Genomic DNA, 24,470 nt, shown 5'->3' with positions numbered 1-24,470 from the left:
ATAAAAGCAAATGTTGGTAAGCGATAATACTCTGTTAATTCATATGAGTTTAAACCGATTTCATCTTTACCCTCGAATAAAGCAGTTTCAAATATTTATTTAAGAGTTTTTGATTCTTTACAATTAACCGACAAACTTTCTGATAAAATATGTACAACTTCTGAGACTGAATAACCTATCTCCTCTTTAGAATTATATAAATCTGTAGCTCCATCGATAATCCAAAAATACTGATTTTGTGAACCTACAGTATCCTCATTTTCTACAGAACTTCCTTGTATCGAACAAATTTTATTTATCTTTACCATAATACTTCAACCCTTTTAGTGTCAAAAGTAAACCAATTCCTGTCACTGTTAAGAATAGTTCCATAATCTTGTTCGAACCAGTCTTTGGTAATTTTTGTTTTACATCTACTATTTCTTTAGATTTATTAATATGATTTTCAGTTTCTCTGCCATCTCCAACTATTTTATAGTTTACTTCTTCTGTCTTATTATCTTGTTTATTGTCGATCTTGTCATTCATTTGTCTATTATCTTTACTTGAGTTAAACTCTCCGTTCTTCTGGTTACTATCAATTACATTATTTGAATTAGATTGTTTTTCCTCTTTGTTTTTTTCTTTTTCGTTTTTATCACTTAAATTATTTGTTACAATTTTGTAAAGCCCATTCTCCGTTACAATATTGAAATTACCATCGCTATCACGTATAACAGGTTCTTTCTCATTTGCATTAGATTTGATGAATGATATATACTTACCGGATAAATTATAAAATTGGTTATTTAAAACGGTTATTTTACCCTTTGAATCCTCAATAACAATTCCTTCTTTACCACCGAATATACTATTCTCTGAGACTACTAAATTATCACTAACTCGTAATAATTCAATATTTGGTTGTTCTGTTTCCTTAGAATTATTATTAATTACATTTTTTGTTACAGTAATATCTGATACTTTTCCTAAATATTCTGCACTATCTTTTGCAACTCGTATCGCTTTTGTTTTAGGATCGGCAATATTAAATATATTTTCGGCGATAACCACCTGTTTATTTAAATCTAATAGGTCTTTAGTGTTTTTATAGCTATAAGCATTTACTAAAGCTGCTCCGCTTTCTCGATAATGTACACTCTCTCCTTTAACTTTCTTATCAAAGCGATTTCCTTTGATTAATACATCAGTGAATCCTGTAAAACGTACACCTGCATACATCATGTTATCAAAATGATTATTTAAAATTTTAATATTAGAGGGGTTCTGTGTCGACAATGTTTGATAGTGTGTGCCAATTGCTGTTACTAATTCCCCAGATTTATCACTTTTGCCAAAATAGGAATTTTGAATAGTCACATTTTCAGATTTTTTCCCATCATCATTCAAGGCATAAGGAAAACCTTTTCTAGTTAATGGTTCAATCTGAATGCTCTCCTTACTTATGATTTGCCCATCCTTCATCGTTTTGGGTAAGGCTTGCCCAAGAAAACGAGAATTATCAACTAATACATTTTTCGAACCTGCAATTTGAATAGCATGCCCTTGATAACTATCCTTGAATGTTACATTTTTTATAGTTACGTTATTTGAATTCCCAATAGCAAATGCACCTGAAGAATTTATAAGTGGTAGATTTTTTGCTTTAGTTCCTTCTTCATTCAAAGCACCGTTCATATCAATAGTACCACCAGAATAACTAATATCTTCTGTTGGGCCCCATTCTACTTGCGCACCATCATCCGTAAATAAACCTGTCATAAAAACAATAGAAGGGTGATTCTTAATATTTATACCATTTAGAATGGTAGCTTTCTCATTCAATTCTAAGTGTGTATGACTTTTAAAAAAAACAATTTCTTTTACTAAATAAGTTCCTTCCGGAAAATATACATTTCCTCCACCTAGCCCTTGAGCTGCAGCATCTATTGCATCTTGAATTGCTTGTCGATCATCATTAACCCCGTCACCTATTGCTCCATAATCTTTAACATTTAAAGCAGTATCTTCAAATTCTTTTTTGATAATTCTGTCACTTATAACATCTTCCTTATAACTCTTATTTTCATTAGTAGATGTTACTGTAGATTCAACTGTTCTGTTGTCTAATTGTGAATTAGAACGAATAGTACCATTAGAGCTGATACTATTAACACTTAACGAATTATCTAAACCATTAGTGGTTGAATTAGAGGCAATCATTTCAGCAGAACGATTCTGATTAACAGTTGGTGAATTATCTAAATCATTAGTAATTGCATTAGAAGACTCTTTTGTAGCCATCGGTGAAGAACTAGTAACAACTTCATCCGATAAAATACCTTGGCTTCCCAAAATTGAAATTGCCAATAGTACCGAGCAAGTCCCCACCTTTAATTTACGAATACTGAATACCTCATTAGGAACAAAATATTTCATCAGAACCTCCAATTTTTTTACTATTTTTTAACAATTGATTATTACTTTTCTTAAAATAGATAGAATGACACCGCTGTCATTATCTTTATCATATATTTTCCAAATTGAATTGTCAAGGAATAACACAAGAAAATATTAAAATTTATACTCTTCGGAAATCTCTTCAAACTAGGTCAGTGCCGCCTTGCCCTAAGTCTAGGTTACTGACTTGGTCAGTTCTATAGTAGATTGAAACTAGAATAGTACACCTCTACTTATAAAACATTGTTAGAAATCGATTTGACTATCCCGATCGATTTGTCCTATTCTTATTTCATTTTACTATATCTACAACCTCAAAGCAGGGTTTTGAGCTATCTATGGCCAACTTCCTAGTTTGCTCTTTAGCCTTCCATTCAAAAGTGATGCTATCTTTCTTAGCTTGAATATAAAATATCCCATTTACTATATTTAAATTTATTGATATGTTGTAAATTATAAATGAAAGAACAAATACCTTGTCATACAAGCATTCGCCAGGGATATTTACCTGAATATCGCTCATATGGCGGATTGAAACTAAAACACTACAATATATTTCTTAAATAGACCTTCTATAAAAGCTAGATTTAACCTCGATAAAAATAGATGCAGTGCTTCTAAAATACTGGAATAGGGCATATAGGTAATCGTAGACAAGTGTTTTATAGATTGTCTCGCAGGAGATCTAATGATGTATAGCAAGCATCACTAAACATATAGAATATCTGTATTATTATAATATCAACATGCTATAAATTCTATCATGCAAAAGAATGACTAGAACATGAAAGACAGGCACAAAACTTTGAACAATATTCTGAAAACAAAAAAAAGACGCGAGTTTCCACAATCTCACTCATGGAAACTCACGTCTTTCAAAAAATAGGGTGAATTGAAAACTAGAACAAGACACTAGATTTTCTAAATGATGTCTAGTAAGGATTCTAAATGCTACACTAAATTGCTCACATCTTATTTCAAACCACGGGACTCCCACAAGAAAGGAAAATCCTATAAAAATTCTCTCTCTGAGGAGAAAGGAGCCTCAACTACAGGTGTAAACTATTATCAATTGAAAACAACAGTTTTTACACTCAATTAGACTTTTTAGGGACAGGATCACTTTCGCTTGACTGTAGTTTGTCATTTTTTTGATAAAGTTAGCACTTTTTCAGAAACTGTTTTGAAAGTCTCAATGATATAGTCCACTTCTTCATCGCTTAATTTAGTGTGAAGAGGGAGCGTAATTTCATTTTCAAAGAAGGCATAGGCTCTTGGATAATTCGCCATATCAAAGCCAAGATTCTTATAGGCTGTCAAGAGCGGAAGCGGTTTGTAGTGTACGTTACTTGCAATTCCTGCTTTAGCTAATTCTTGGATGATAAGATTGCGTTCTTCTAGGCTTGCTCCTTTTACACGGGTGATGTAGAGGTGGCGTGAAGATTCGACAGTTTCAGTCTTGTGTGCCAAAGGATGGATGCGAGAACCTGCAAAACCACTATCATAGCGGTCCACAATGTCCTTACGGCGTTCCAACAAACTTGGATAGCGGTTCAATTGTACCAAACCAAGTGAAGCCATGATATCGGTCATGTTGCACTTATAGGCTGGTGTAACGATATCGTATTCCCATGACCCCAGTTGCATCTTGGCAAGAGCATCCTTAGTTTGCCCGTGAAGGGAAAGGATTTGGAATTCCTTGTACATCTCTTCGTCATCAATCACTGGATTGATTTTCCAAGTAGCACTTCCACCTTCTGCCGTTGTAAAGTTCTTAACGGCATGGAATGAGAAGGAAGTAAAGTCAGCGATAGAACCAGAAGGTTGTCCTTTATAAGTAGATCCCAAAGCGTGGGCACTATCAGAGACAATGACAATACGGTTAAAGGCCTTTTGCCACTTGCTTGAAGCGGTAAAGAAGTCACGTTTTTTCTCCACGACTTGGAACAAACGGTCATAATCGCAAACAATCCCTGCGAGCTCTACTGGGATAATCACCTTAGTTTTCTCAGTGATAGCTTTCTCAAGCAAGTCATAGTCCATCTCAAACGTATCTGCTTGGATATCCACCATGACAGGGGTTGCTCCCACGTGCGTAATGACACTACATGAAGCCGTATAGGTCATGGCTGGAACGATGACTTCATCACCAGGTCCCACTTCCAAAACGCGTAAAATCAACTCCAGAGCGGCTGTCGCAGAGTTGAGACAAACAGTCTTAGGTGTCTGTGTGTAAAGAGACAAGCGGCGCTCCAGTTCTTTTGTTTTAGGACCTGTTGTGATCCAACCAGAACGCAGGGTATCCGCTACTTCAGCAATTTCTGCTTCTGTGATATCAGGCGGTGAAAATGGAATATTGTAATTTGGCATTGATTTGCTCCTTTTATCTGTACTCATTTTCTTATGACTACTTTATTTTAGTACCTCAAACACGGTTTGAAACATGATTTTGATGTCCCCAAGGAAACTAAACTCTCGGAGATAGGCGAGGTTATAGCGCATCTTTTCAGGAAGAACATGCTCCACATAGGCCTGATCAACTGACAGACCTTTCTCCGTCATTTGACTGATGATGGTGTCCTCATCCTTGTAGTTGATGCTGGCTGGAGAGGTAATCCCTGCTTGCAAGAGCAAGGTTGCCATCATTTCAGGGCTATACTGCTCTGTATAACGTGGCACTTCAGGTCGTGTACCGACAAAGGACATCTCACCTTTCAGGACATTGACCAACTGAGGCAGTTCGTCCAAACGGACACGTCGGATGAAATTTCCAACCTTGGTAATGCGGCTATCGTTAGCAGAAGTCACCAGACTTCCTTTTTTATCCGCATCCGTCACCATGGTACGGAACTTCCAAATCTTGAACCGACGGTTGTACTGGGTCACACGCTCTTGCTTGTAAATCACTGGCCCCTTGCTATCCAACTTGATCCAAATGCTCAAGATGAGAAAGATGGGAGAGGTCAGAACCAGTAAGACCAAGGCCAAAACCCAGTCCAAGCAACGCTTGAAAATCAGCGAACCCTTCCTTTTAGAGACAAGCTGGTAGTAAGACTCAACCTCACTTGATTTCATTTCCACGGGCAAGTCTTCCCATTTCAGCATGCTGTTTCTCCTTTGTTTTTATTATACTATTTGTCAACATTTTTCATTATACCACAAAATGGAAAAGGCGGTGAAAGAAATCTGTAATTTGAAAGATTTCCTTCTGGTACTCAATGAAAATCAAAGTACAGCTTTTAGGTTGCAGATAAAGCTGACCTGGTTTTAAGAGATTTTCAAAAAATATTAAGACATAGCTCCTGCCTGCAAGCTATACATCTTGTGATAGGTCCCTCCCAAGGCCAAGAGTTCCTCATGTGTTCCACTCTCAATAATGCGCCCCTTGTCCAAAACATAGATGCAGTTGGCGTCTTGAATAGTAGAAAGGCGGTGAGCGATAGCAATAGTTGTTCGGCCCTGTCTCATCTTCGCCAGAGAAGCTTGAACCAAGCTTTCTGTTTCAGAGTCAATATTGGCGGTCGCTTCATCCAAAATCAGGATTTTAGGCTGGCTGGCAACTGTTCTGGCAAAGGCAAGAAGCTGTCGCTGACCAGTTGAAAAACTCGATCCACGCTCAGACACAGGGGAGTCGTACCCCTTAGGAAGTTCTTGAATAAAGGAATCTGCATCCACAAAGGCTGCCGCAGCCTGAACCTGATCATCACTGATTTCTTGGTACATGGCGATATTGGACTTAATAGTTCCATGATAGAGAAAGGGTTCCTGCAAGACCAAACCGATGTTTTTTCTCAGCTCTTCTTGACTGAAATCCCTGATATCCACATCATCCAAGAGAACTCTCCCTGACTGGAATTCATAAAAGCGCATGAGAACATTTATAATCGAAGATTTCCCCGAACCTGTATGACCTACAAAGGCAATGGTTTCACCCTTGTTGACCGAAAAAGAAATATCATCCAGAATAGGATGTTTGCCATCATATGAGAAACACACATGTTCAAAACGAATATTGCCTTCTTCAACCTCAACCTGACTATTTTCTTGAAGAGGCTCATAGGTTGCCTCGTCAATCAAGGCAAAGACACGGCCTGCAGACACCATAGACGTTTGCAGGGTTGAAAAGTTTTGCGTTACTTCAATCAGAGGATCAAAGAGACGATTGATGTACTGGATAAAAGCATACATAGTCCCGACCGTTATCCCGATAGAAAGACCACGGTAGCCAAAATAGGCCATTAAGACAGTATAACCTAGGAGTTTCAACAAACTCATAGCAGGGCGCAACAAGAGGGCATCAAAGGCTACAGAGCGGTTGGCATAGACCAAGTGTTCTTGGTTAATCTCATCAAATTCTGCCTGCTGGCGCTTTTCTTGATTAAAGACCTGGATAATCCTAATTCCTTCGATATTTTCTACCAGCTTACTATTGATATCTGACAAGAGACTTCTGGTTTTCTCGATAATCTTGACTGATTTTTTACGATAGAGATTGACCAAAAGGAAAATCAAAGGGAGAAAGAGCAGGACTAATGCTGTCAAACGAAAATCCAACACCAACATGGTATAAAGGGTTGTCAAAAAGATAAAAATTGCTGAGATAAAACTGGATAAAATCCCCGAAAACATATCACTGATTGTCTCGGTATCATTAGTCAAACGAGAGACGATAGAGCCTGCTGGCGTCTTGTCAAAATAAGACATGCCTAGCTTCTCCATATTGGCAAAGGCATCGCGACGAATATCCCTCACAATACTGTAAGACACCCGTACAAAGAGAAGATTTCCGACATACTGAACCAGAGTTTGCAGGATATAGAGACCATAGTAGGCCAGCAACACTGTCACAGCGAGTTGATTGAGATTGCTGAGATACTGGTCGATAAAGTGGGAAGCCACAAGGGGAATGACACTTTTAATGACCGTAGTCGCTAGGAGAAAGCTGAGTGCCAAAAAGGTCAGAAGACCATAAGGCTTGAGATAAGATATCAAGCGCTTCAATACAGCCCATTGTTCTTGTTTATTCTGCATCTTCTTCTCCCTTCATTTCCAGCTGCTGAGACTGGTAGGTTTGGGCATACCAGCCATCCAAAGCTAGCAAGTCTTCGTGCCTGCCTCGTTCGATGATTTGACCATTTTGCAGGACTAAAATCAAATCTGCATGGACAACTGCACTGAGGCGATGAGCCGTAATAATGGTTGTCTTGTCCTTTCGCGTCTCCTTAAGGTTGTCGATAATCGCATACTCTGTCTTGGCATCCACGGCCGACAAAGAATCATCCAAAATCAAGATATCAGGGTCTAAAATCATAGCCCGACTCATAGCCAGACGCTGCTTTTGCCCACCAGAAAGACTGACTCCCTTTTCACCAATCAACGTATCAAATCCCTGTGACATGGCTACAATGTCTTGGTAAACTTGAGCTAGCTTAGTCGCTTCCTCGACCGCTGAAATGGGCAAGTTAGGATTGCCAAAGCGAATATTGTCTAAAATCGAAGTCGCAAAGAGGAACTGGTCCTGAGGGACGTAGCCCATAAGACTACGAAGGTCTGTCAAACGATAATCGCGAATATCGTGACCATTTAGATAAATAGCTCCCTTATCCACATCGTACTCACGCAAGAGGAGTTTAATCAAGGATGTTTTCCCAGAGCCTGTCTGCCCAACCAAGCCCAGAGTTTGCCCTTTTTCCAAACTAAAGTGAATATCCATTAGCGTTTCCTCGTTTTCAAAAGCAAAGTTATCAATAGCATACTCCAAGCGCCCGTTTTCAATACCATCCAGAGGAAACTCGGAGTCTTTTACAGATGATTCCTGAGACAAAAGATTCTCAATCCGCTGGTAAGAAACCTTTCCTCGCTGAGTGATATTAAAGAGGAAACCAATAGCCATGAGAGGCCAGACCATCATATCCAAATAACTAATAAAAGTGACCAAATTTCCAACTGTAATCTGCCCCTCCCGAACCATCAAAGAGCCGACTAAGAGTGTTAAAACATAGGATAATCCAACAAACAAGAAAACCATTGGGTCAAAGAGTCTATCGTATTTCATGGTTTGGAGATTCTTTTGGAAGGTTAATTCATTGACTGCCTGAAAGGACTCCAGCTCATCTGCCTGATAACCAAAAGACTTGGTCACTTTGATACCTGATACAGACTCCTGAACCTTGTTATTGAGTTCAGAAAAGGCATCCTGTGACTCTCCAAAGACCTTATGAGTCTTTCTTCCCAAACGACTGGTCGCATATGCCATAAAAGGCAGGGGTAAAATTGCAACTAGAGTCATCTGCCAGGAAATGCTAAAGAGCATGGTCAGCAAAGTCACTAAAGCTGTAATAGAGGCATCCACCGCAGATATAACACCACCACCTGCAAGACTCGTCAAAGAATTGATATCATTGGTTGCGTGTGCCATCAAGTCCCCCGTCCGATAGGTTTGATAAAAGGCTGGAGACATCTTTGTAAAATGCTCAAACAAGCGAGACCTCATAATCTGCCCCAGACGGTAGGATGTCCCAAGAATATACATACGCCAAACATAGCGCAGATAGTACATACCAAAGGCCGCAAGAAGCAAGTAAAATAGGTAAATAAGTAGTTCATTCTGAATTAATTGCCCCGATGTGATAGCATCAATGATCCGCCCCATGACCATTGGGGGAATGAGGTTAAGGACAGAAACCAAGACCAAGGCCACAATTCCGACTAGATAACGGCGTTTTTCTAGCTTAAAAAACCACCAGAGTTTTTGAATAATGGACATAAAATTCCTTTCTAGTTCCAAATGGAAACCTGAGACTCCGACCCCAGGTTTTTCTTATTCATAGGTTACAACTGTAACGTCACCTTTGTCATACTCAGCGATAAAGATATTGGCTACATTGTCATGCCCTTGTTTGCCGAGATTATCAATCAACCACTCTTCGCTACAGCCAAGCGATTCCAAGACTTCTACTTGGATAACACCATCAGTCACAATTAGATACTTAGGATTTTCATCTCCCATTTGGACCACGATGAGTTGGTCATTTTGCTCCTGCACAGCTCGTTCAACTTGCTTCATCTGGAAAATCCCTTGGCTACGAAGTTTGAGGGTTACATCCACCCCAAACAAATCAACCGAACGACAGGCTTCTAGGTCAATCTTCTCATGTTTGATGAGGAGAGTTGGCTTACCATCAATCAAACATTTCACAAAACGAATATTATGAAGCCACTTGAGGGTCAAAACCAAAATAGTCCACATCAGTAAAATCACCTCGTACTGCAAAATGCTGATAGAACTATTGTAAATCACACCACCAATGATAGCACAGAGAACATAATTCTGAATTTAATCTGTCGCAGAGTTAGGTGCTAAGTTCCCCTTTCCTGTCACATTGATAACAAAACAAGTGAGAAGAGCCCCAAGGCCAGTTCGATTACAATTTCCATACAGTTGAGTGTCACTTGTTTACCTTCACCAATTCAATAACGTCTGTTTGATGCAATTCTAATTTCTTTAAAAGATACTTGTCTAATTCGCTCCCGTTCATAGCACGATAGACATTTGAACCTACCTTGACAAGCGCTCCATCAGTGGTAACTGAAGTATTTACGTAAACTTCTGATTTATCCACTCCCAAGTCTTTGGAAACGACCTCTATAAAATGAAGTGAAGTTTGAAATTGGTTGTTAGAGGCTTGATTGGTCTGGTATTTTGAAATTGTCACCAAAAGCATGGCTACTAAAGTCAAGGCTAAAATCATGACCAATTCCCGAAACTTAGTCCCCTTTTTATCTCGATAAGCTTTAAAAGCAAAAAAACCTGTGATAGCTAGGAGAATAATCCCAAAGCCAATCATGATTCCATTTTGCTGACTGATTTGGCTAAGAACATATTCATATGAGTAAAATTTCATTTATTTTCACGCCTTTTCATAAAATCATTCTTCATTATAAATGAAAGAGGGTGATTTTTCAAACCATACGTTGGGGAAACAGACATATCAGACCAACTTCTCAAACTAATGACTCCAGTAGCTATTTCAAGATTCTAATTTTGATAATTGATAAGAATAGACACTAGGAATTATCACTACAAAGAAAAGTGTCAAGAAGAATACCCAGTAAACATATAGTTGCACAAAGGAATTTAGAAACAATAACAATCCTCCGAATACCCAAATTTTCCCAGCTAGGCGATGCGTTTTTCTCCAGTTTTTATCATTCTCCAAGGTCCACGGAAGTCGAATACCGATTATATAATTTCGGTGTGTTTTTGGTAGATAATTTCCAATTACGATCATCACGACTCCCATAAAAATCTGAGCTAGAATCCCGCTCATCATGGAATAACCCAAAGATTCTCCGAAGATAGAAATCATTAATAGACAAGATACAAAAGGAATAATCCAGTAAATCAAAACTTGTATTTTTGAACTGATATTGCTAGATTTAGGATCCTTAATCATTAAAAATAGAAGCAACCAATGCATCAAAAGCATGAGAGTCGGTAATCCAAAGATAGCAGACATTTTATGATTGTAGCCATCTGCTTGACCCAGTAGATTAAAATGAGTGGGTATCTCCTCTGGTAATTGATTCCAGAAAACACAACCTACAAGGGAAGGTAGTAGGATGAGAATGCTCGTAAATAATACCAATTTCTTATTGATTTTTATCTTCATCAAAATGATCTCCTTTCAGATCTGCTAACCAAACCATTATATCCTCTAAAACCGATGTATTTAACTCATAATAAATAAAGTTTTTTTCTTTCATTTCATGAATCAAATCCGCTGCTTTCAAAATCGTGAGATGGTGTGAAATAGTTGCACTAGTCAACTCGAATTGACTGGCAATTTCTCCTGCAGGTAATCTACCTGTTTTGAGTAAATTCAAAATCTCTCTCCTAACTGAATGAGATAAGGCTTTAAAGCTATTTGCAAAACTCATAATGCCTCCTTTCCCTTTGTAATATTAGTAGGGCTAGGACTAAGCAAGGTAGAACTGATAGCATTCCTGTCGGTGATGGGTCTAAAATCAAGAGGCTTGAAACTTTTTCTCCTGGTAATTGAAAGAGTAACCCAATACCTGCAGTTGCATTGATTGCCCCATGAAATAGGACTGAAGCCCAGATAGAGCCTGTCTTTTCCAACAACCAGCTTAACAATATTCCTAGGCTAAAACAAAATAGAAACATGGCGACAACTCCTAAAACGGGATAAGAAAAATAAGATAGTCCATAATTATAGCCTTGCAAATTGATTGGTAGATGCCAAAGACTCCAAATGAGACCAAGCAAGACATGAGTCTGGACTCTTGAAAAGCGTCCTCTTAGCACTGGGTAAAGATAGCCACGCCAACCAATTTCCTCCCCTAATGCAAAGAAACTATTAAGAAAAGGAGCGTAAGTCAAACTAGCTAGGATTTGAATCAAAGCCAAGAAAGATAAGGGAATGGCTGATTGAGAGACACCTTTTTCTTGTAAAATAGCTTGAATAGATTCAAAACCAAGGCTGAAATTGCTAGGAAATACAAGAAAATAAAGTCCCGCTCCTAAAAAACTGATAACTGCTGGTAACCAGATAGCTAGTAAGTAAAAGCGCCAGTTGCTCTTGAAATTTACAACTAATTTAGATTTGATTCCACTAGGCTGATTCGTGATTTTCCCTAAAATAAAGACTGCAAGTGCAGGCATCCACATGGCTACAATACTAGCAAGTTGACTCCATGGAGAATTTAGACCAACACTACTTAGCCATAGTGACAACCATATTATCCAAGCAAGGGCATAAGTCAAGACCACAAAAAGAAGGATTGATCTCTTATTTGACATATATGTAACTTCACTTTCTATTTAGATATTTTTCTAAATAACATTATACACCTTTCTATTCTAAACACAAGAGCTATTTAGATTTTTTTCTAAATAGTTTAGGGAATTTTTATTTTCTCAGGATAAAGTCTAAAGAGTGATTTTTCAAACCATACGTTGGGGAAATAGACCTTTTTTTGGTATAATAAAATCTATAATCTGAATGAAAAAGGTAACTTTATGAAACTTATCTCATGGAATATTGATTCCCTAAACGCTGCCCTAACTAGTGATTCAGCTCGTGCCAAATTGTCCCAAGAAGTCCTACAAACCTTGGTCGCTGAAAATGCTGATATCATTGCTATCCAAGAAACCAAGCTTTCTGCCAAGGGTCCTACAAAGAGACATCTGGAAATTTTAGAAGAGCTCTTCCCAGGCTACAAAAACATGTGGCGCTCTTCCCAAGAGCCTGCCCGTAAAGGCTATGCTGGAACCATGTTCCTTTATAAGAAAGAACTCACACCCACTGTCACTTTCCCAGAAATCGGTGCCCCTTCTACCATGGACTTGGAAGGCCGCATCATCACTTTGGAATTTGATAAATTTTTCGTGACCCAGGTTTACACACCAAATGCTGGTGATGGTCTCAAACGCTTGGAAGAACGCCAAGTCTGGGATGTCAAATATGCTGAGTACTTGGCTGAACTAGACAAAGAAAAACCAGTTCTTGCGACCGGTGACTACAATGTAGCCCACAATGAAATCGACCTTGCAAATCCTGCTAGCAACCGCCGTTCACCAGGATTTACCGACGAGGAACGTGCTGGATTTACCAACCTTTTGGCAACAGGATTTACCGATACTTTCCGTCATGTTCACGGCGATGTTCCAGAACGCTACACTTGGTGGGCACAACGCAGCAAGACTTCTAAAATCAACAATACAGGCTGGAGAATCGACTACTGGCTCACAAGTAACCGCATCGCTGACAAGGTGACCAAGTCAGACATGATTGACTCAGGAGCTCGCCAAGACCACACACCGATTGTCTTGGAAATTGAACTCTAAGGAGAAAACGAATGGACTATCAAGCTGTCATTCCTGAACTTGTAGTATCTGACATCGAAAAATCACGCCACTTCTACTGCGACCTGCTAGGATTCTCTGTCGAATACGAGCGTCCAGAGGAGAAATTTCTCTTCCTCTCGCTTGAAGACTGCCAACTTATGCTAGAAGAAGGCAGCGCAGAAGAATTAGCTCAGCTGACCTATCCATTCGGGCGCGGTGTCAATATTTCCTTTGGCATTACAGATGTTCCTCAGCTCCACCAAAAACTTCTGGAAGCTAACTATCCTATTCATCGTCCTTTGACTAAAAGAGAATTTCGAGTGGGAGATAGCTTTATTTACCCTCATGAATTTGCGATTTTGGATCCTGATGGTTATTTTTTAAGATTTAGCGAGTAGAATAATAAAGATTGGGAAAAAATCTTTAAAGTTAGAGAAAGGCATATTGTCAAGTCTTGAAAAATCTTGATAATATGCCTTTTATAATGGAAAAATCTTCTAAATGTTAGCCAATAAGTTGATTTTTGCCCATTTTTATTACATTTGTTCGTTTTTTAAACTAAAACACTAACAAAACAGTTGATTTCTAAAGTGATTTGGTGTAAAATAAAAACATTGGCTCAAGCCTATTTAAAATTGAATATCATGTTACTTGTTTATGTCGTGAATTGGCACGACGTTTCTACAAGGTGCCGGAACACCTAACAATAAGTAAGTCAGCAGTGAGATATGACCGTTTTTGCCATGCCTATTTGGGGGACTTACTTAGAGATTAAGTAGGTCTTTTTTGAATATTTTTAATATTTCCCTTAATTAGTGCGGACGGGAGGTGAAATTATCCTGTGAATAATTTCAGGAATCCAGGGAATTTCATCCCTAATTTTTGAGCCCCTAGCTCTTTCATTTCTAGGCTTAGGCTAAAATAGTTCCCCAAACTATTTTACTCTCAAAAATCCCGTCATAGACAATAACAAGATTATTGTCTATGATACCACTACAACGGGAAATATTTGATAAGACTCGCTTCGCTCGTAATAGTTTTATCAAATATATAGTATTAGCAAAAGGGATCACTATAGAAACATTTAAACAACAAGTAAATTAACTTTTAGACTTTAGGAGGTCTTATGAAATTATTAGAAGAGCGCATCCTCAAGGATGGGCATATCTTGGGTGATAACATCCTCAAGGTAGATTCCTTTTTAACCCACCAAGTTGACTTTAGCTTGATGCAAGAGATTGGTAAGGTTTTTGCGGAAAAATTTGCTGCTGCTGGCATTACTAAGGTTGTGACCATTGAAGCGTCAGGCATTGCCCCAGCCCTTTTTACAGCTGAAGCCTTAAACATTCCCATGATTTTCGCTAAAAAAGCTAAAAACATCACTATGAATGAAGGCATCTTAACTGCCCAAGTCTACTCCTTTACCAAGCAGGTAACCAGCACCGTTTCTATCGCTGGAAAATTCCTCTCACCAGAGGACAAGGTATTGATTATCGACGATTTCCTTGCTAACGGCCAAGCTGCTAAAGGCTTGATTCAGATCATCGAACAGGCTGGAGCCACAGTCGAAGCTATCGGTATCGTAATTGAAAAATCTTTCCAAGATGGCCGTGATTTGCTTGAAAAAGCAGGTTACCCTGTTCTATCACTCGCTCGTTTGGATCGTTTTGAAAATGGTCAAGTCGTATTTAAGGAGGCAGATCTCTAATGCAAACTCAAGAAAAACATTCGCAAGCAGCCGTTCTTGGCTTGCAGCACTTACTAGCCATGTACTCAGGATCCATCCTGGTTCCCATCATGATTGCGACAGCCCTTGGCTATTCAACGGAGCAGTTGACCTACCTGATTTCCACAGATATCTTCATGTGTGGTGTGGCAACCTTCCTCCAACTCCAACTCAACAAACACTTTGGTATTGGGCTACCAGTCGTTCTTGGAGTCGCCTTTCAGTCGGTCGCTCCCTTGATTATGATTGGGCAAAGCCATGGTAGTGGTGCTATGTTTGGTGCCCTTATCGCATCTGGGATTTACGTGGTTCTTGTTTCAGGCATCTTCTCAAAAGTGGCCAATCTCTTCCCATCTATCGTAACAGGATCTGTTATTACCACGATTGGTTTAACCTTGATTCCTGTCGCTATTGGAAATATGGGAAATAACGTTCCAGAGCCAACTGGTCAAAGTCTCTTGCTTGCAGCTATCACTGTTCTGATTATCCTCTTGATTAACATCTTTACCAAAGGATTTATCAAGTCTATCTCTATTTTGATTGGTCTGGTTGTTGGAACTACCATTGCTGCTAGCATGGGCTTGGTTGACTTCTCGCCTGTTGCGGCAGCACCACTTGTCCATGTCCCAACTCCCCTCTACTTTGGGATGCCAACCTTTGAAATCTCATCTATTGTCATGATGTGTATCATCGCAACGGTTTCTATGGTTGAGTCAACTGGTGTTTATCTGGCCTTGTCTGATATCACAAAGGATCCAATCGACAGCACGCGCCTTCGCAACGGTTACCGCGCAGAAGGTTTGGCCGTACTTCTCGGAGGAATCTTTAACACCTTCCCTTACACCGGATTTTCACAAAACGTTGGTTTGGTTAAATTGTCAGGTATCAAGACTCGCCTGCCAATCTACTACGCAGCTGGTTTCCTGGTTCTCCTTGGACTCCTTCCTAAGTTTGGCGCCCTTGCCCAAATCATTCCGAGCCCTGTCCTCGGTGGTGCCATGCTGGTGATGTTTGGTTTTGTATCCATTCAAGGAATGCAAATCCTCGCCCGTGTTGACTTTGCTAACAATGAACATAACTTCCTTATCGCAGCTGTATCCATCGCTGCAGGTGTCGGACTCAACAATAGTAATCTCTTCATCAGCATGCCGACAGCCTTCCAAATGTTCTTCTCAAACGGAATCGTCGTAGCTAGCCTACTCGCCATTGTACTCAATGCTGTATTAAATCATAAAAAGCAATAAGAAAAAGAGGTGCGAGCCTCTTTTTTTGTTTATCACAAATTGATTATAAATACTATCAATCCCAATTCCCATCTAATATTTCTTTTATAAACTTCTTAGGCATCCAAAAGGAGTGTTTTGTAATCCTACGTCCATCTGGAAGTTCATCTGTATCAGATAATGAGCCTTTCCCAACAAATTTTCCTTTTTCAATTTCATAGTAAGCATTGGTAGCATGTAATTTCGTAAATAGAATTCTATTTATCTTACTTTGAGGGAAATTAGTTGAAACTTTATTACCATTTTGAGTTAATTTAACTCCGTCAAAAATAATTTGTCTAGTTTCCTGCCACACTCTTTCGATTTCTTCTAATTGTCTATCCTGAAATCCCCAAAATTTGATAGAATCTAATACAAATAGCTTAGGTTCAATTTCCTTAAAAATAACGAAGAGGAATCGTTTATTATAAATTTCATTATAAACATGTGATGATTCCCAACTATCTGTTTCTGCTAATTCTTTAAAACAATAAGTTTTAAATGGAGAGTCTTCCTTAGGTAAATTATTCTTATCTACTCGAATAACTCTCAAATTCATGTTTGCTTTTTGAAATTCTTTGGTCTTATCCAAATCCCCTGTCAAGCCTAAAATTTTTCTAATCAGAGTACTATTCTTACCTTTTGCCTTGGGATTCACTTCAAATCTATCATATAACTTTTGTTCAGAGAAACCTTTGTAGGAAAGAATCTTCTCTGCAATAACCTCAGTAAATGACTTTTTTTCACCCCTAAAATTAGCCAAAACACTTTCTTGATCTGATTGGTTAAAGATTTTATGATTAATCAGATAGGTCATATAACTTGATTTTAATTCCCAAGCTCTTTGTTTTGCTAATTCATGACTAAATGGTTGCTGTCTTAAATCCTTTCCTTTACCTGCACCTTTTGTACAAGTTGATAAATAGTTTCCATCTGATTCTGATAATTCATGTGCCCTTCCATTTTTGATTTTATCTGTAATCTTCTGATAGTCTTCAAGGATGACTGCCATATCCTCCTCAAACCATTCATATAAAAATATTTTTTCAATGACATAGTCCTTCATTGTTTGATTGGGAATTAAGCCATTGTAAAACAATAACAAAATCTTTGCACATTTTTTCCATAAATGAGTGAAGTAAAAATCCTCTAAATTTTCCTCCATATAGTTTAGTATTGTTAATACAAGTCGTTCTTTTGCACTAAGTGTCCCATTTTTGTTTATCTTAAAAGGAGTAACTTTTAACTCTACACCTATTTTTTCAAAGTCAGCTTCCGAGTCACTATTTGGCTGGTAACCATAGAAATATTTTTCAATATAATTTCCATACTGCCCTTTTGACTTCATACTAATTGCTTTATCTTGTACCTCAGAGACTACTCTATCATTATAATCGTCATATGATTTATAAAGCGAACGATTATACTCTTCCATAACATCGGAAAATTTTCTATTTAATAGTTTGTTAGAATATTCAATAACACTATCGATATCTTCATCGTTATAGTTAAATAAGTTTTGATCCATTTTCTTCTCCTATCTTTTATATTATATCAAATTAAACTAAAGCAAACATTAATACTTGATCAATCATTGAAAATAGTATATAATGGATTAAACTGTAAAAAAATGAAGGAGAAAAGATGAAAGTTCTCGAACTATTTGCTGGAGTTGGCGGTTTTCGGATAGGATTAGAAAATGCCGATAAGCAACTCTTTAAAACAAAATGGGCAAACCAATGGGAACCATCTCGTAAATCTCAAGACGCATTTGAGGTCTATGATTATCACTTCCCCAATAGCGAAAACATCAATATTAGTATCTCTGATGTAACAGACGAACAATTTTCCAAAATGGATGCCGATATGATTGTCGGTGGTTTTCCTTGCCAAGATTACTCTGTTGCGCGTAGCAAGAAAGATGAAAAAGGTATTGAAGGAAAAAAAGGAGTTTTATTTTGGGAAATCATTAGAGCAACTGAAATCATTAAACCCAAATACTTAATTCTGGAAAACGTGGATAGGCTTTTAAAAGCGCCCTCAAAACAGAGAGGACGTGATTTTGCAATCATGCTAACAGCTTTTAATAACCTTGGATATTCTGTAGAGTGGAGAGTTATTAATGCTGCTGAGTATGGAAGAAGCCAACGAAGACGTCGTGTATTCTTTTTCGTATATCGAAATGATACAGTCTTTGCCCAAAAAAATGACAATCTTTACGAAAAAAATGAAGAAATCTTTGAAGATAATAGGTATGATGACTATATTTTCAATCAAGGTCTATTTGCAAAACAATTTCCTATTAAACCTATAGCAGTTAAAAATCGTCATGTGTTTTATGAGTTACCAAATGATATAGTTGAAGTTTCAGATACTTTTACTGGTACTGTTTGGAATACAGGAATTATGAGACGTGGAAAGTACTATTCTATTGATACAGAACCTAATTACAATGGTAATCCTATCACTCTAGGAGAAATTCTTCAAGATGAGTCTGAAGTACCTGAAAAATATTTTTTAACTGATCAGTCAAAATTGGAAAAATTTCAATATCTTAGAGGACCTAAAAAAATTGAACGAACATCCTCTGACGGACATCAATACATCTATTCAGAAGGAGGAATGTCCCCTTATGATGATTTAAACCTTCCTGGACGAACAATGCTTACATCCGAAGGAACGGTTAATCGTTCTACACATTTATTATTTGTAAATAATAAATATAGATTAATTACCCCCATTGAAGCTGAACGACTTCAGGATTTCCCAGATGATTGGACAGCTAAAAAGAAATTATCTGATGGTTCTATTGTAGAGGTATCTGATAAAATGAGAATGTTTTTTATGGGAAATGCTTTGGTTACTGAGATTGTAAAAGAAATTGCTAAATTTATTAAAAAAATTGATTAATTTATCTGAAACTAAAAAAGAGGTGCGAGCCTCTTTTTTGTGTGACAAAATAAAAACATCTATCTAATCATATATGCTAGTGTCATAGTTCTGAAAATCATCTGAATCAAGAACAATTTCACAACTCTTATACTTTTCTCTTACAAGTCGTTCGGCTTCATCTGGATTTTCAGCTTCTATACTTACTAAACGTGATAAAGTTTCTGTAATTTCTACTGTATACTTTTTCAGTTTTAAATTGCTTTCCAATCATTCACTTATTAGCAATAATCTATATAGTTTTGGGCTTTCCAACCACTCTGCTAATTCATCTCCATATTCCCAGCTATATTTTTTATTCAATAAAAAAAGTTGTTTCTCATCACCAAACTCCATATTTTCAGACAACCACCTCACACAATCAGGGTCTGATAAAGTATAAACCATTACACATAAGTTTTCATAATTTCCGATACTTTCCTCTACCTTTAAATTCTATTATTTCTTTGTCTCTTAATATTTGAAGCTGTTGCCTAATCTTTTCTTGGATATGATTGTTCTTAACAAAGATATTTTTTAGGTCACTTTCAAAACGATACATATCTTCAAAGGTAAATTCTGAACCCTCTATCTTATCTATACAATTTAGAATTTCTATTGTCCAACCTCTTACTGAAAGAGAGTTCTTCCTTAAAAATAAACTTTGCTTAAATTCTTTTGTAACTTTTTCTGGATCTCTAACTTGTCCATTTTTCACAAAAAATATTCTTCCTTTAGAAAGTACTTGTGATAAATCAATGTTACAACCAATCCAACCTGCTCGTCTAGCAGTTGGCGCAAGTGGCTTCCTTTGAATAATTGATTTCGGTGTAACAAATTGCTTCGGAAGGACAAGAAAATTATTTACCTCAAAATTTTTTGTATAAGTTAAAAAAGAAATTAGGATTATTATCTACCTGCACACGCTCCATCATCGTTGCATAAGCACCATCATTGATTGTTGATGAAAAATTTCCTTTTTTGCTCTTTAGTTCAAACTCCTCACTACAATGATTACAGTAAAAATCTGCTACAGGTCTATTATTTTCAAAATGATTTAAAGGATTTTTCCCACAATTAGGGCAATAAGACTGACGATAAACCCAATCCTCCATTAAGATACGTGTCTTCTGACTATTACTTTTATAGGTTTCTACTAGTTCTAAATTAAATTGTAATTCCATTTAAAAATTCCTCACTAATATGAGAATTCACTCGATATAAGCAATTAAAATCTACTATAACTAGTATACCACATATATGTACCTATTACATTTGTATTTCATCATTCTCTTTTATATTTCCTTCTCACATATCTCATAAAATATACCCTAGTTCTTGAGCTAATTTTAAAGAAAAAGCATAAAATTGAGCTATATTCGCTGGTATGGTAATTGCCATGGCAAGTCCACCTGGTAATCCTGCAACAACAGAAGTCCCACTCGCTAATAGAACATTATCCCTAATACAGGCATTAGCCACTCGATCTAAGATTTCTTAAGATAAGAGAGACGTTGGGCCTTGTTCTAATAAGGTAGGAATGTCCTGTGAATCTAATTCTTTGGAAAACTTATCCACTAAAAACTTCGAACGATCAACCTTAACAACTGGTAGTTTTACCACTTGTTGTAATACTTGCATAGCTAAGTCTTGTTCAGCCATATAAATACCTCTTTCTCTTGTATCTTTATCTCATAATATCACACTATCTAAATTTTATAAATCTTTTTAATAATTTTTAATACTCTTCGAAAATCAAATTCAAACTACGTCAGCTTCACCTTGCCCTACTCCAGTACAGCCTGCGGCTAGTTTCCTAGTTTGCTCTTTGATTTTCATTGAGTATAAGTCTAGAAAGATTCCCCCATCATGTTTTATTGCCTTTTTCTCCACCAAAAAAGAGGGTTGCCCCTCTTCTTTAGTTCTTATCCAGATTGCGTAGCATCTCGTCAATCTTGTTTCCATACTCGATGGACTCGTCTTTGACGAAGGTCAAATCTGGGATTTTGTACAATTTCAAATTGCGACCAAGTTCACGTTTGATGGTACCAGTTGCTTTTTCAAGCCCGATTTGGACTTTTTGGATATCCGAAGCAAGGTTACTCAAAATGGTGTAATAAACCTTGGCAACAGACAAGTCACCCAGCATCTGAACATCTGTGATGGTCACACCTTGGACACGTGGATCACGGACTTTCTTTTGCAAAATCTCATTGACTTCACGCTTGATTTCCATGCCCACACGATCTGTACGGAAATGATTTGCCATGATATTCCTTTCTCTACTTTGAACCAAAAGCTAGGCCAGCAGACCTAGCTATTTTTATTAGATAGAGGAACTAGAGCCATTTGAATCTAGGAAACAAGCCTTAGATAGAACTGAAGTTCATCAAGGCGCTGTTGACGACGAGTCAAATGAGCTATCGTTTCTCTATTATCTCTTGATTTCTTCCATGACATAGGCCTCAATCACATCATCCATCTTAATATCATTGTAGCCGTCGATCATCAATCCACCTTCACGGCCGTTTGTAACTTCCTTAACGTCGTCTTTATAGTGTTTCAAGCTTGCGAGTTCACCATCATAGATAACGACACCATCACGGATAACACGGACTTTAGAGTCACGGGCAACCTTACCGTTGATAACCATAAATCCACCGATAGTTCCCACTTTAGACACCTTGAAGGTTTCACGGATAACCGCTTCACCAATAACTTTTTCTTCAAATTCTGGATCAAGCATCCCTTTCATAGCTTCTTCCATCTCTTCGATAACCTTGTAGATAATGCTGTGAAGACGGATTTCCACATCGTCAGCTTCTGCCTGTTGACGAGCTTGTGGTGTAGGGCGTACGTTGAAACCAACGATAAAGGCATTTGAAGCTTCGGCAAGGGTCACGTCTGATTCGTTGATAGCACCGACCGCTGAGTGGACGATGGTCACTTTGACACCTTCCACATCGATTTTCTGAAGTGATGCAGAAAGGGCTTCAACTGAACCTTGTACGTCAGCCTTAATGATAACGTTAACAGACTTGAGTTCACCAGCTTTAAGGGTATCAAAGAGGTTTTCAAGGCTAACACGTTGGGTAGCTTGACGTTGTTTCATGAGGGCACGTTTGGCACGCTCTTCACCTGCTGCACGCGCAGATTTTTCATCTTCGTAGACAGCAAAGTGGTCACCCGCCATTGGCGCTTCGTTCAAACCTGTGATTGAAACTGGCGTTGATGGACCTGCTACCTTAACACGACGACCAAGGTCATTGGTCATAGCACGGACACGACCGAAGGTATTTCCGACAACGATTGGGTCTTGAACATTCAAGGTACCTTGTTGAACAAGAAGGGTTGCGACCGCACCTTTTCCTTTATCCAAGCGCGCTTCGATAACTGTACCGATAGCACGCACTGTTGGGTCTGCCTTGAGTTCTTGAATTTCAGCTACAAGAAGGACTGTTTCCAACAATTCTTCGATGTTTTGGTTGAATTTAGCTGAGATTTCAACAAATTCAGAATCTCCACCCCAAGCAGTTGACATAACTCCATGCTCTGCCAATTCACCGATAACGCGTTCTGGGTTAGCACCTGGTTTATCAATCTTGTTGATAGCTACGATGATTGGAACATTGGCCGCTTTTGAGTGGTTGATGGCTTCGATAGTCTGAGGCATAACCCCGTCATCTGCCGCTACGACCAAAATCGTAATATCGGTAACAGAAGCACCACGCGCACGCATAGATGTAAAGGCCGCGTGTCCCGGTGTATCAAGGAAAGTAATCTTCTTGCCATTTTCCACGATTTGGTAGGCACCGATATGCTGAGTGATACCACCTGCTTCACCTGTCGCAACACGAGAATTACGAAGGGTATCTAGGAGTGTTGTTTTACCGTGGTCAACGTGTCCCATGATAGTTACAACTGGTGGACGCTCAACCAATTCATTTTCATTGAGATAACCATCTTCGACAAAGAAACGTTCGATGTCAGCATTATCCACTTCAACCTTTTGTTTGGCTTCGATACCGTAATCCACCATGAGGAGTTCGATGGTTTCCCCATCCAAGGATTGGTTTTGTGTGGCCATGACACCCATCATAAAGAGTTTCTTAACGATTTCAGCTGGTTCACGTTTGATACGTTTTGCGATTTCCGCAACGGTCATACCATCTGTATACTCAAATTCTGTTGGCAATTCATGGAATTTACGCTCTGTAACAGGTTTTGGAGTCTGATTACGGTTGTTCTTGTTATTGCCTTTTTTGTTCTTTTTGTTGTTATTCCAGTTACTATTCTTTTGATTTCTCACTTGATTTTGACTACTTCGATTCTTTTGTTGTTTTCTAGGACCATCTTCTTCGTGATCATAATCGTCACGATTTTTGTCTGGTCGAGCTTGTTTCTTACGACGTGTATCCACTGGCGCTTCTTTAGCTACAGGAGCAAGTTCAACCACTGCTTGAACTTGCTGTTCTTGTTGCGCTTGTTCAGCTAACTTAGCCGCTTCTTCAAAGATTTCCTCTGGTTCCTTGCGTTTGTTAGCTTGAGCCAAGGCTTCTTTAGCAGCCTGATACTGCTTGAAACGTTCCTCACTTGAACGTGCATATTCAGCATTTTGCTCTGCTTTTAGGGCTGCTGCACGGGCTTTAAAGTCAACACGTGGAGCCGCTTGATTTGGACGTTTATCCTCTTGTTGACGGCGTTCATTTCCTCGATTTTGCTGACCTTGCTGTTTCTTAGCTTGATCATTAAAGCGACGATTATCGCGGTTGCCTTGACCTTGTTTTCCACCATTGCGACCGTCGTTTTTCTGACGGTTTCCGTTTTGTTGTTGGTCACGGTTATTGCCCTTATTTTGCTTGCGTCGTTCTGCCTGTTCTTTGGCACGAGCTTCACGCTCAGCCTTGAAATTACGACTTTGCGGTTTAGCTGCTACTTTTTCTGTTTTCGGAGCGACTGGCTCAGCAGGTTTTGCCTCTTCCTTAGCTACAGCTGGTTTAGCTGGCTCAGATTTTTCGGCTTTCTTTTCTGCACTTACTTTTGGTGCTGCAGGTTTTGCTTCTACTTTCGGAGCAGCTGCAGGCTTAAAGCTGGCAGCAATTTTTGCAGCGACAGCTTCTTCCACACTTGATGAGTGGCTTTTCACATCCAAGCCCAACTCTTTTGCACGCGCTACAACTTCTTTACTTTCTTTTCCAAGTTCTTTTGCGATTTCGTACAATCTTTTCTTAGACAAATCATGTCC

The 24,470-nt window shown here is 38.4% G+C and carries 17 protein-coding genes, 5 pseudogenes and 1 riboswitch; of the genes and pseudogenes, 5 read left to right on the top strand and 17 right to left on the bottom strand.

Annotation, left to right across the window (positions count from 1 at the left end; translation table 11 throughout):
- Nucleotides 1–17: 17 nt before the first annotated feature.
- From HT693_RS04745 to HT693_RS04690, 11 genes and pseudogenes are all read right to left on the bottom strand, one after another.
- Nucleotides 18–308, bottom strand: a pseudogene (locus HT693_RS04745) (protein phosphatase 2C family protein); the annotation flags it as partial.
- Nucleotides 292–2,418, bottom strand: a complete 2,127-nt coding sequence (pfbA, locus tag HT693_RS04740; protein ID WP_172924964.1) for a multi-ligand-binding adhesin PfbA — start codon at nt 2,416–2,418, stop codon at nt 292–294. The pseudogene HT693_RS04745 and the gene pfbA, both read right to left, overlap by 17 nt.
- A 1,164-nt stretch (nt 2,419–3,582) precedes the next feature.
- Nucleotides 3,583–4,809 carry a DegT/DnrJ/EryC1/StrS aminotransferase family protein gene (locus HT693_RS04730; RefSeq protein WP_172924962.1) on the bottom strand — a complete coding sequence of 409 codons (1,227 nt, stop codon included), beginning with the start codon at nt 4,807–4,809 and terminating at the stop codon, nt 3,583–3,585.
- 42 nt (nt 4,810–4,851) lie between these two features.
- Complete coding sequence (locus HT693_RS04725; protein WP_000922205.1) at nt 4,852–5,544, bottom strand: sugar transferase; 693 nt, start codon at nt 5,542–5,544, stop codon at nt 4,852–4,854.
- A gap of 183 nt (nt 5,545–5,727) precedes the next feature.
- A complete protein-coding gene (locus tag HT693_RS04720) occupies nt 5,728–7,470 on the bottom strand; it encodes an ABC transporter ATP-binding protein (protein WP_001180122.1) in 1,743 nt (580 codons plus the stop codon).
- Nucleotides 7,460–9,205 (bottom strand): ABC transporter transmembrane domain-containing protein, encoded by a 1,746-nt coding sequence (locus HT693_RS04715; protein ID WP_000022577.1) that lies wholly within the window; start codon nt 9,203–9,205, stop codon nt 7,460–7,462. The genes HT693_RS04720 and HT693_RS04715 overlap by 11 nt, the downstream gene beginning before the upstream one ends.
- A 54-nt stretch (nt 9,206–9,259) precedes the next feature.
- Nucleotides 9,260–9,891, bottom strand: a pseudogene (locus tag HT693_RS04710) (DUF421 domain-containing protein).
- Nucleotides 9,888–10,343: a DUF3290 family protein gene (locus HT693_RS04705; protein WP_000675346.1), complete on the bottom strand. Its 456-nt coding sequence runs from the start codon at nt 10,341–10,343 to the stop codon at nt 9,888–9,890. Before HT693_RS04705 ends, HT693_RS04710 begins: the two are co-directional and overlap by 4 nt.
- A 126-nt stretch (nt 10,344–10,469) precedes the next feature.
- Nucleotides 10,470–11,111 carry an SdpI family protein gene (locus HT693_RS04700; RefSeq protein ID WP_079247579.1) on the bottom strand — a complete coding sequence of 214 codons (642 nt, stop codon included), beginning with the start codon at nt 11,109–11,111 and terminating at the stop codon, nt 10,470–10,472.
- Entirely contained in the window at nt 11,092–11,379 is a 288-nt protein-coding gene (locus tag HT693_RS04695) for an autorepressor SdpR family transcription factor (protein ID WP_050222921.1), read from the bottom strand. Before HT693_RS04695 ends, HT693_RS04700 begins: the two co-directional genes overlap by 20 nt.
- Nucleotides 11,363–12,262: a type II CAAX endopeptidase family protein gene (locus HT693_RS04690; protein WP_172924960.1), complete on the bottom strand. Its 900-nt coding sequence runs from the start codon at nt 12,260–12,262 to the stop codon at nt 11,363–11,365. The genes HT693_RS04695 and HT693_RS04690 overlap by 17 nt, the downstream gene beginning before the upstream one ends.
- A gap of 219 nt (nt 12,263–12,481) precedes the next feature.
- Between HT693_RS04690 and HT693_RS04685 the strand changes: the two genes are divergently transcribed.
- The 4 genes from HT693_RS04685 (at nt 12,482) to HT693_RS04670 (ending at nt 16,279) form a co-directional block, all read left to right on the top strand.
- A complete protein-coding gene (locus HT693_RS04685) occupies nt 12,482–13,309 on the top strand; it encodes an exodeoxyribonuclease III (protein WP_172924958.1) in 828 nt (275 codons plus the stop codon).
- An 11-nt stretch (nt 13,310–13,320) separates the two neighbouring features.
- Entirely contained in the window at nt 13,321–13,707 is a 387-nt protein-coding gene (locus tag HT693_RS04680) for a VOC family protein (RefSeq protein ID WP_050207413.1), read from the top strand.
- 233 nt (nt 13,708–13,940) lie between these two features.
- A riboswitch (purine riboswitch) is annotated at nt 13,941–14,036 on the top strand.
- Between the two features lie 399 nt (nt 14,037–14,435).
- Entirely contained in the window at nt 14,436–15,017 is a 582-nt protein-coding gene (locus HT693_RS04675) for a xanthine phosphoribosyltransferase (protein ID WP_172924956.1), read from the top strand.
- Nucleotides 15,017–16,279: a nucleobase:cation symporter-2 family protein gene (locus HT693_RS04670; RefSeq protein ID WP_050207412.1), complete on the top strand. Its 1,263-nt coding sequence runs from the start codon at nt 15,017–15,019 to the stop codon at nt 16,277–16,279. The genes HT693_RS04675 and HT693_RS04670 overlap by 1 nt, the downstream gene beginning before the upstream one ends.
- Before the next feature lie 55 nt (nt 16,280–16,334).
- Here HT693_RS04670 and HT693_RS04665 read toward each other — a convergent pair whose 3' ends face one another.
- The gene (locus tag HT693_RS04665) at nt 16,335–17,825 is read right to left on the bottom strand and encodes a Sau3AI family type II restriction endonuclease (RefSeq protein ID WP_172924954.1); all 1,491 of its coding nucleotides are present in this window, start codon (nt 17,823–17,825) and stop codon (nt 16,335–16,337) included.
- Between the two features lie 116 nt (nt 17,826–17,941).
- Between HT693_RS04665 and dcm the strand changes: the two genes are divergently transcribed.
- Nucleotides 17,942–19,207 carry a DNA (cytosine-5-)-methyltransferase gene (dcm, locus tag HT693_RS04660; RefSeq protein WP_172924953.1) on the top strand — a complete coding sequence of 422 codons (1,266 nt, stop codon included), beginning with the start codon at nt 17,942–17,944 and terminating at the stop codon, nt 19,205–19,207.
- Nucleotides 19,208–19,270: 63 nt separating this feature from the next.
- Here the strand turns inward: dcm and HT693_RS11905 are convergent.
- The 5 genes and pseudogenes from HT693_RS11905 to infB all read right to left on the bottom strand — a co-directional run.
- Nucleotides 19,271–19,651, bottom strand: a pseudogene (locus tag HT693_RS11905) (DpnD/PcfM family protein); the annotation flags it as partial.
- Nucleotides 19,647–20,409: pseudogene (locus HT693_RS04645) on the bottom strand (DpnI domain-containing protein). The pseudogenes HT693_RS11905 and HT693_RS04645, both read right to left, overlap by 5 nt.
- A 139-nt stretch (nt 20,410–20,548) precedes the next feature.
- Nucleotides 20,549–20,887: pseudogene (locus HT693_RS11900) on the bottom strand (hypothetical protein); the annotation flags it as partial.
- Between the two features lie 256 nt (nt 20,888–21,143).
- Nucleotides 21,144–21,494 (bottom strand): 30S ribosome-binding factor RbfA, encoded by a 351-nt coding sequence (gene rbfA, locus HT693_RS04635; RefSeq protein ID WP_001273597.1) that lies wholly within the window; start codon nt 21,492–21,494, stop codon nt 21,144–21,146.
- 165 nt (nt 21,495–21,659) lie between these two features.
- Entirely contained in the window at nt 21,660–24,461 is a 2,802-nt protein-coding gene (infB, locus tag HT693_RS04630; protein ID WP_023938704.1) for a translation initiation factor IF-2, read from the bottom strand.
- Nucleotides 24,462–24,470: the final 9 nt, after the last annotated feature.

It is taken from the genome of Streptococcus sp. 2154 (genome assembly GCF_013277255.1).
Lineage (GTDB): Bacteria > Bacillota > Bacilli > Lactobacillales > Streptococcaceae > Streptococcus > Streptococcus pseudopneumoniae.
Note: the sequence above shows the minus strand (reverse complement) of the source record. Positions and strands in the feature narration are given on the sequence as shown.

Coding starts and splice junctions, on each gene's coding strand:
- pfbA (WP_172924964.1), bottom strand. CDS start 2,418: ATGAAATATTTTGTTCCTAATGAGGTATTCAGTATTCGTAAATTAAAG.
- HT693_RS04730 (WP_172924962.1), bottom strand. CDS start 4,809: ATGCCAAATTACAATATTCCATTTTCACCGCCTGATATCACAGAAGCA.
- HT693_RS04725 (WP_000922205.1), bottom strand. CDS start 5,544: ATGCTGAAATGGGAAGACTTGCCCGTGGAAATGAAATCAAGTGAGGTT.
- HT693_RS04720 (WP_001180122.1), bottom strand. CDS start 7,470: ATGCAGAATAAACAAGAACAATGGGCTGTATTGAAGCGCTTGATATCT.
- HT693_RS04715 (WP_000022577.1), bottom strand. CDS start 9,205: ATGTCCATTATTCAAAAACTCTGGTGGTTTTTTAAGCTAGAAAAACGC.
- HT693_RS04705 (WP_000675346.1), bottom strand. CDS start 10,343: ATGAAATTTTACTCATATGAATATGTTCTTAGCCAAATCAGTCAGCAA.
- HT693_RS04700 (WP_079247579.1), bottom strand. CDS start 11,111: ATGAAGATAAAAATCAATAAGAAATTGGTATTATTTACGAGCATTCTC.
- HT693_RS04695 (WP_050222921.1), bottom strand. CDS start 11,379: ATGAGTTTTGCAAATAGCTTTAAAGCCTTATCTCATTCAGTTAGGAGA.
- HT693_RS04690 (WP_172924960.1), bottom strand. CDS start 12,262: ATGTCAAATAAGAGATCAATCCTTCTTTTTGTGGTCTTGACTTATGCC.
- HT693_RS04685 (WP_172924958.1), top strand. CDS start 12,482: ATGAAACTTATCTCATGGAATATTGATTCCCTAAACGCTGCCCTAACT.
- HT693_RS04680 (WP_050207413.1), top strand. CDS start 13,321: ATGGACTATCAAGCTGTCATTCCTGAACTTGTAGTATCTGACATCGAA.
- HT693_RS04675 (WP_172924956.1), top strand. CDS start 14,436: ATGAAATTATTAGAAGAGCGCATCCTCAAGGATGGGCATATCTTGGGT.
- HT693_RS04670 (WP_050207412.1), top strand. CDS start 15,017: ATGCAAACTCAAGAAAAACATTCGCAAGCAGCCGTTCTTGGCTTGCAG.
- HT693_RS04665 (WP_172924954.1), bottom strand. CDS start 17,825: ATGGATCAAAACTTATTTAACTATAACGATGAAGATATCGATAGTGTT.
- dcm (WP_172924953.1), top strand. CDS start 17,942: ATGAAAGTTCTCGAACTATTTGCTGGAGTTGGCGGTTTTCGGATAGGA.
- rbfA (WP_001273597.1), bottom strand. CDS start 21,494: ATGGCAAATCATTTCCGTACAGATCGTGTGGGCATGGAAATCAAGCGT.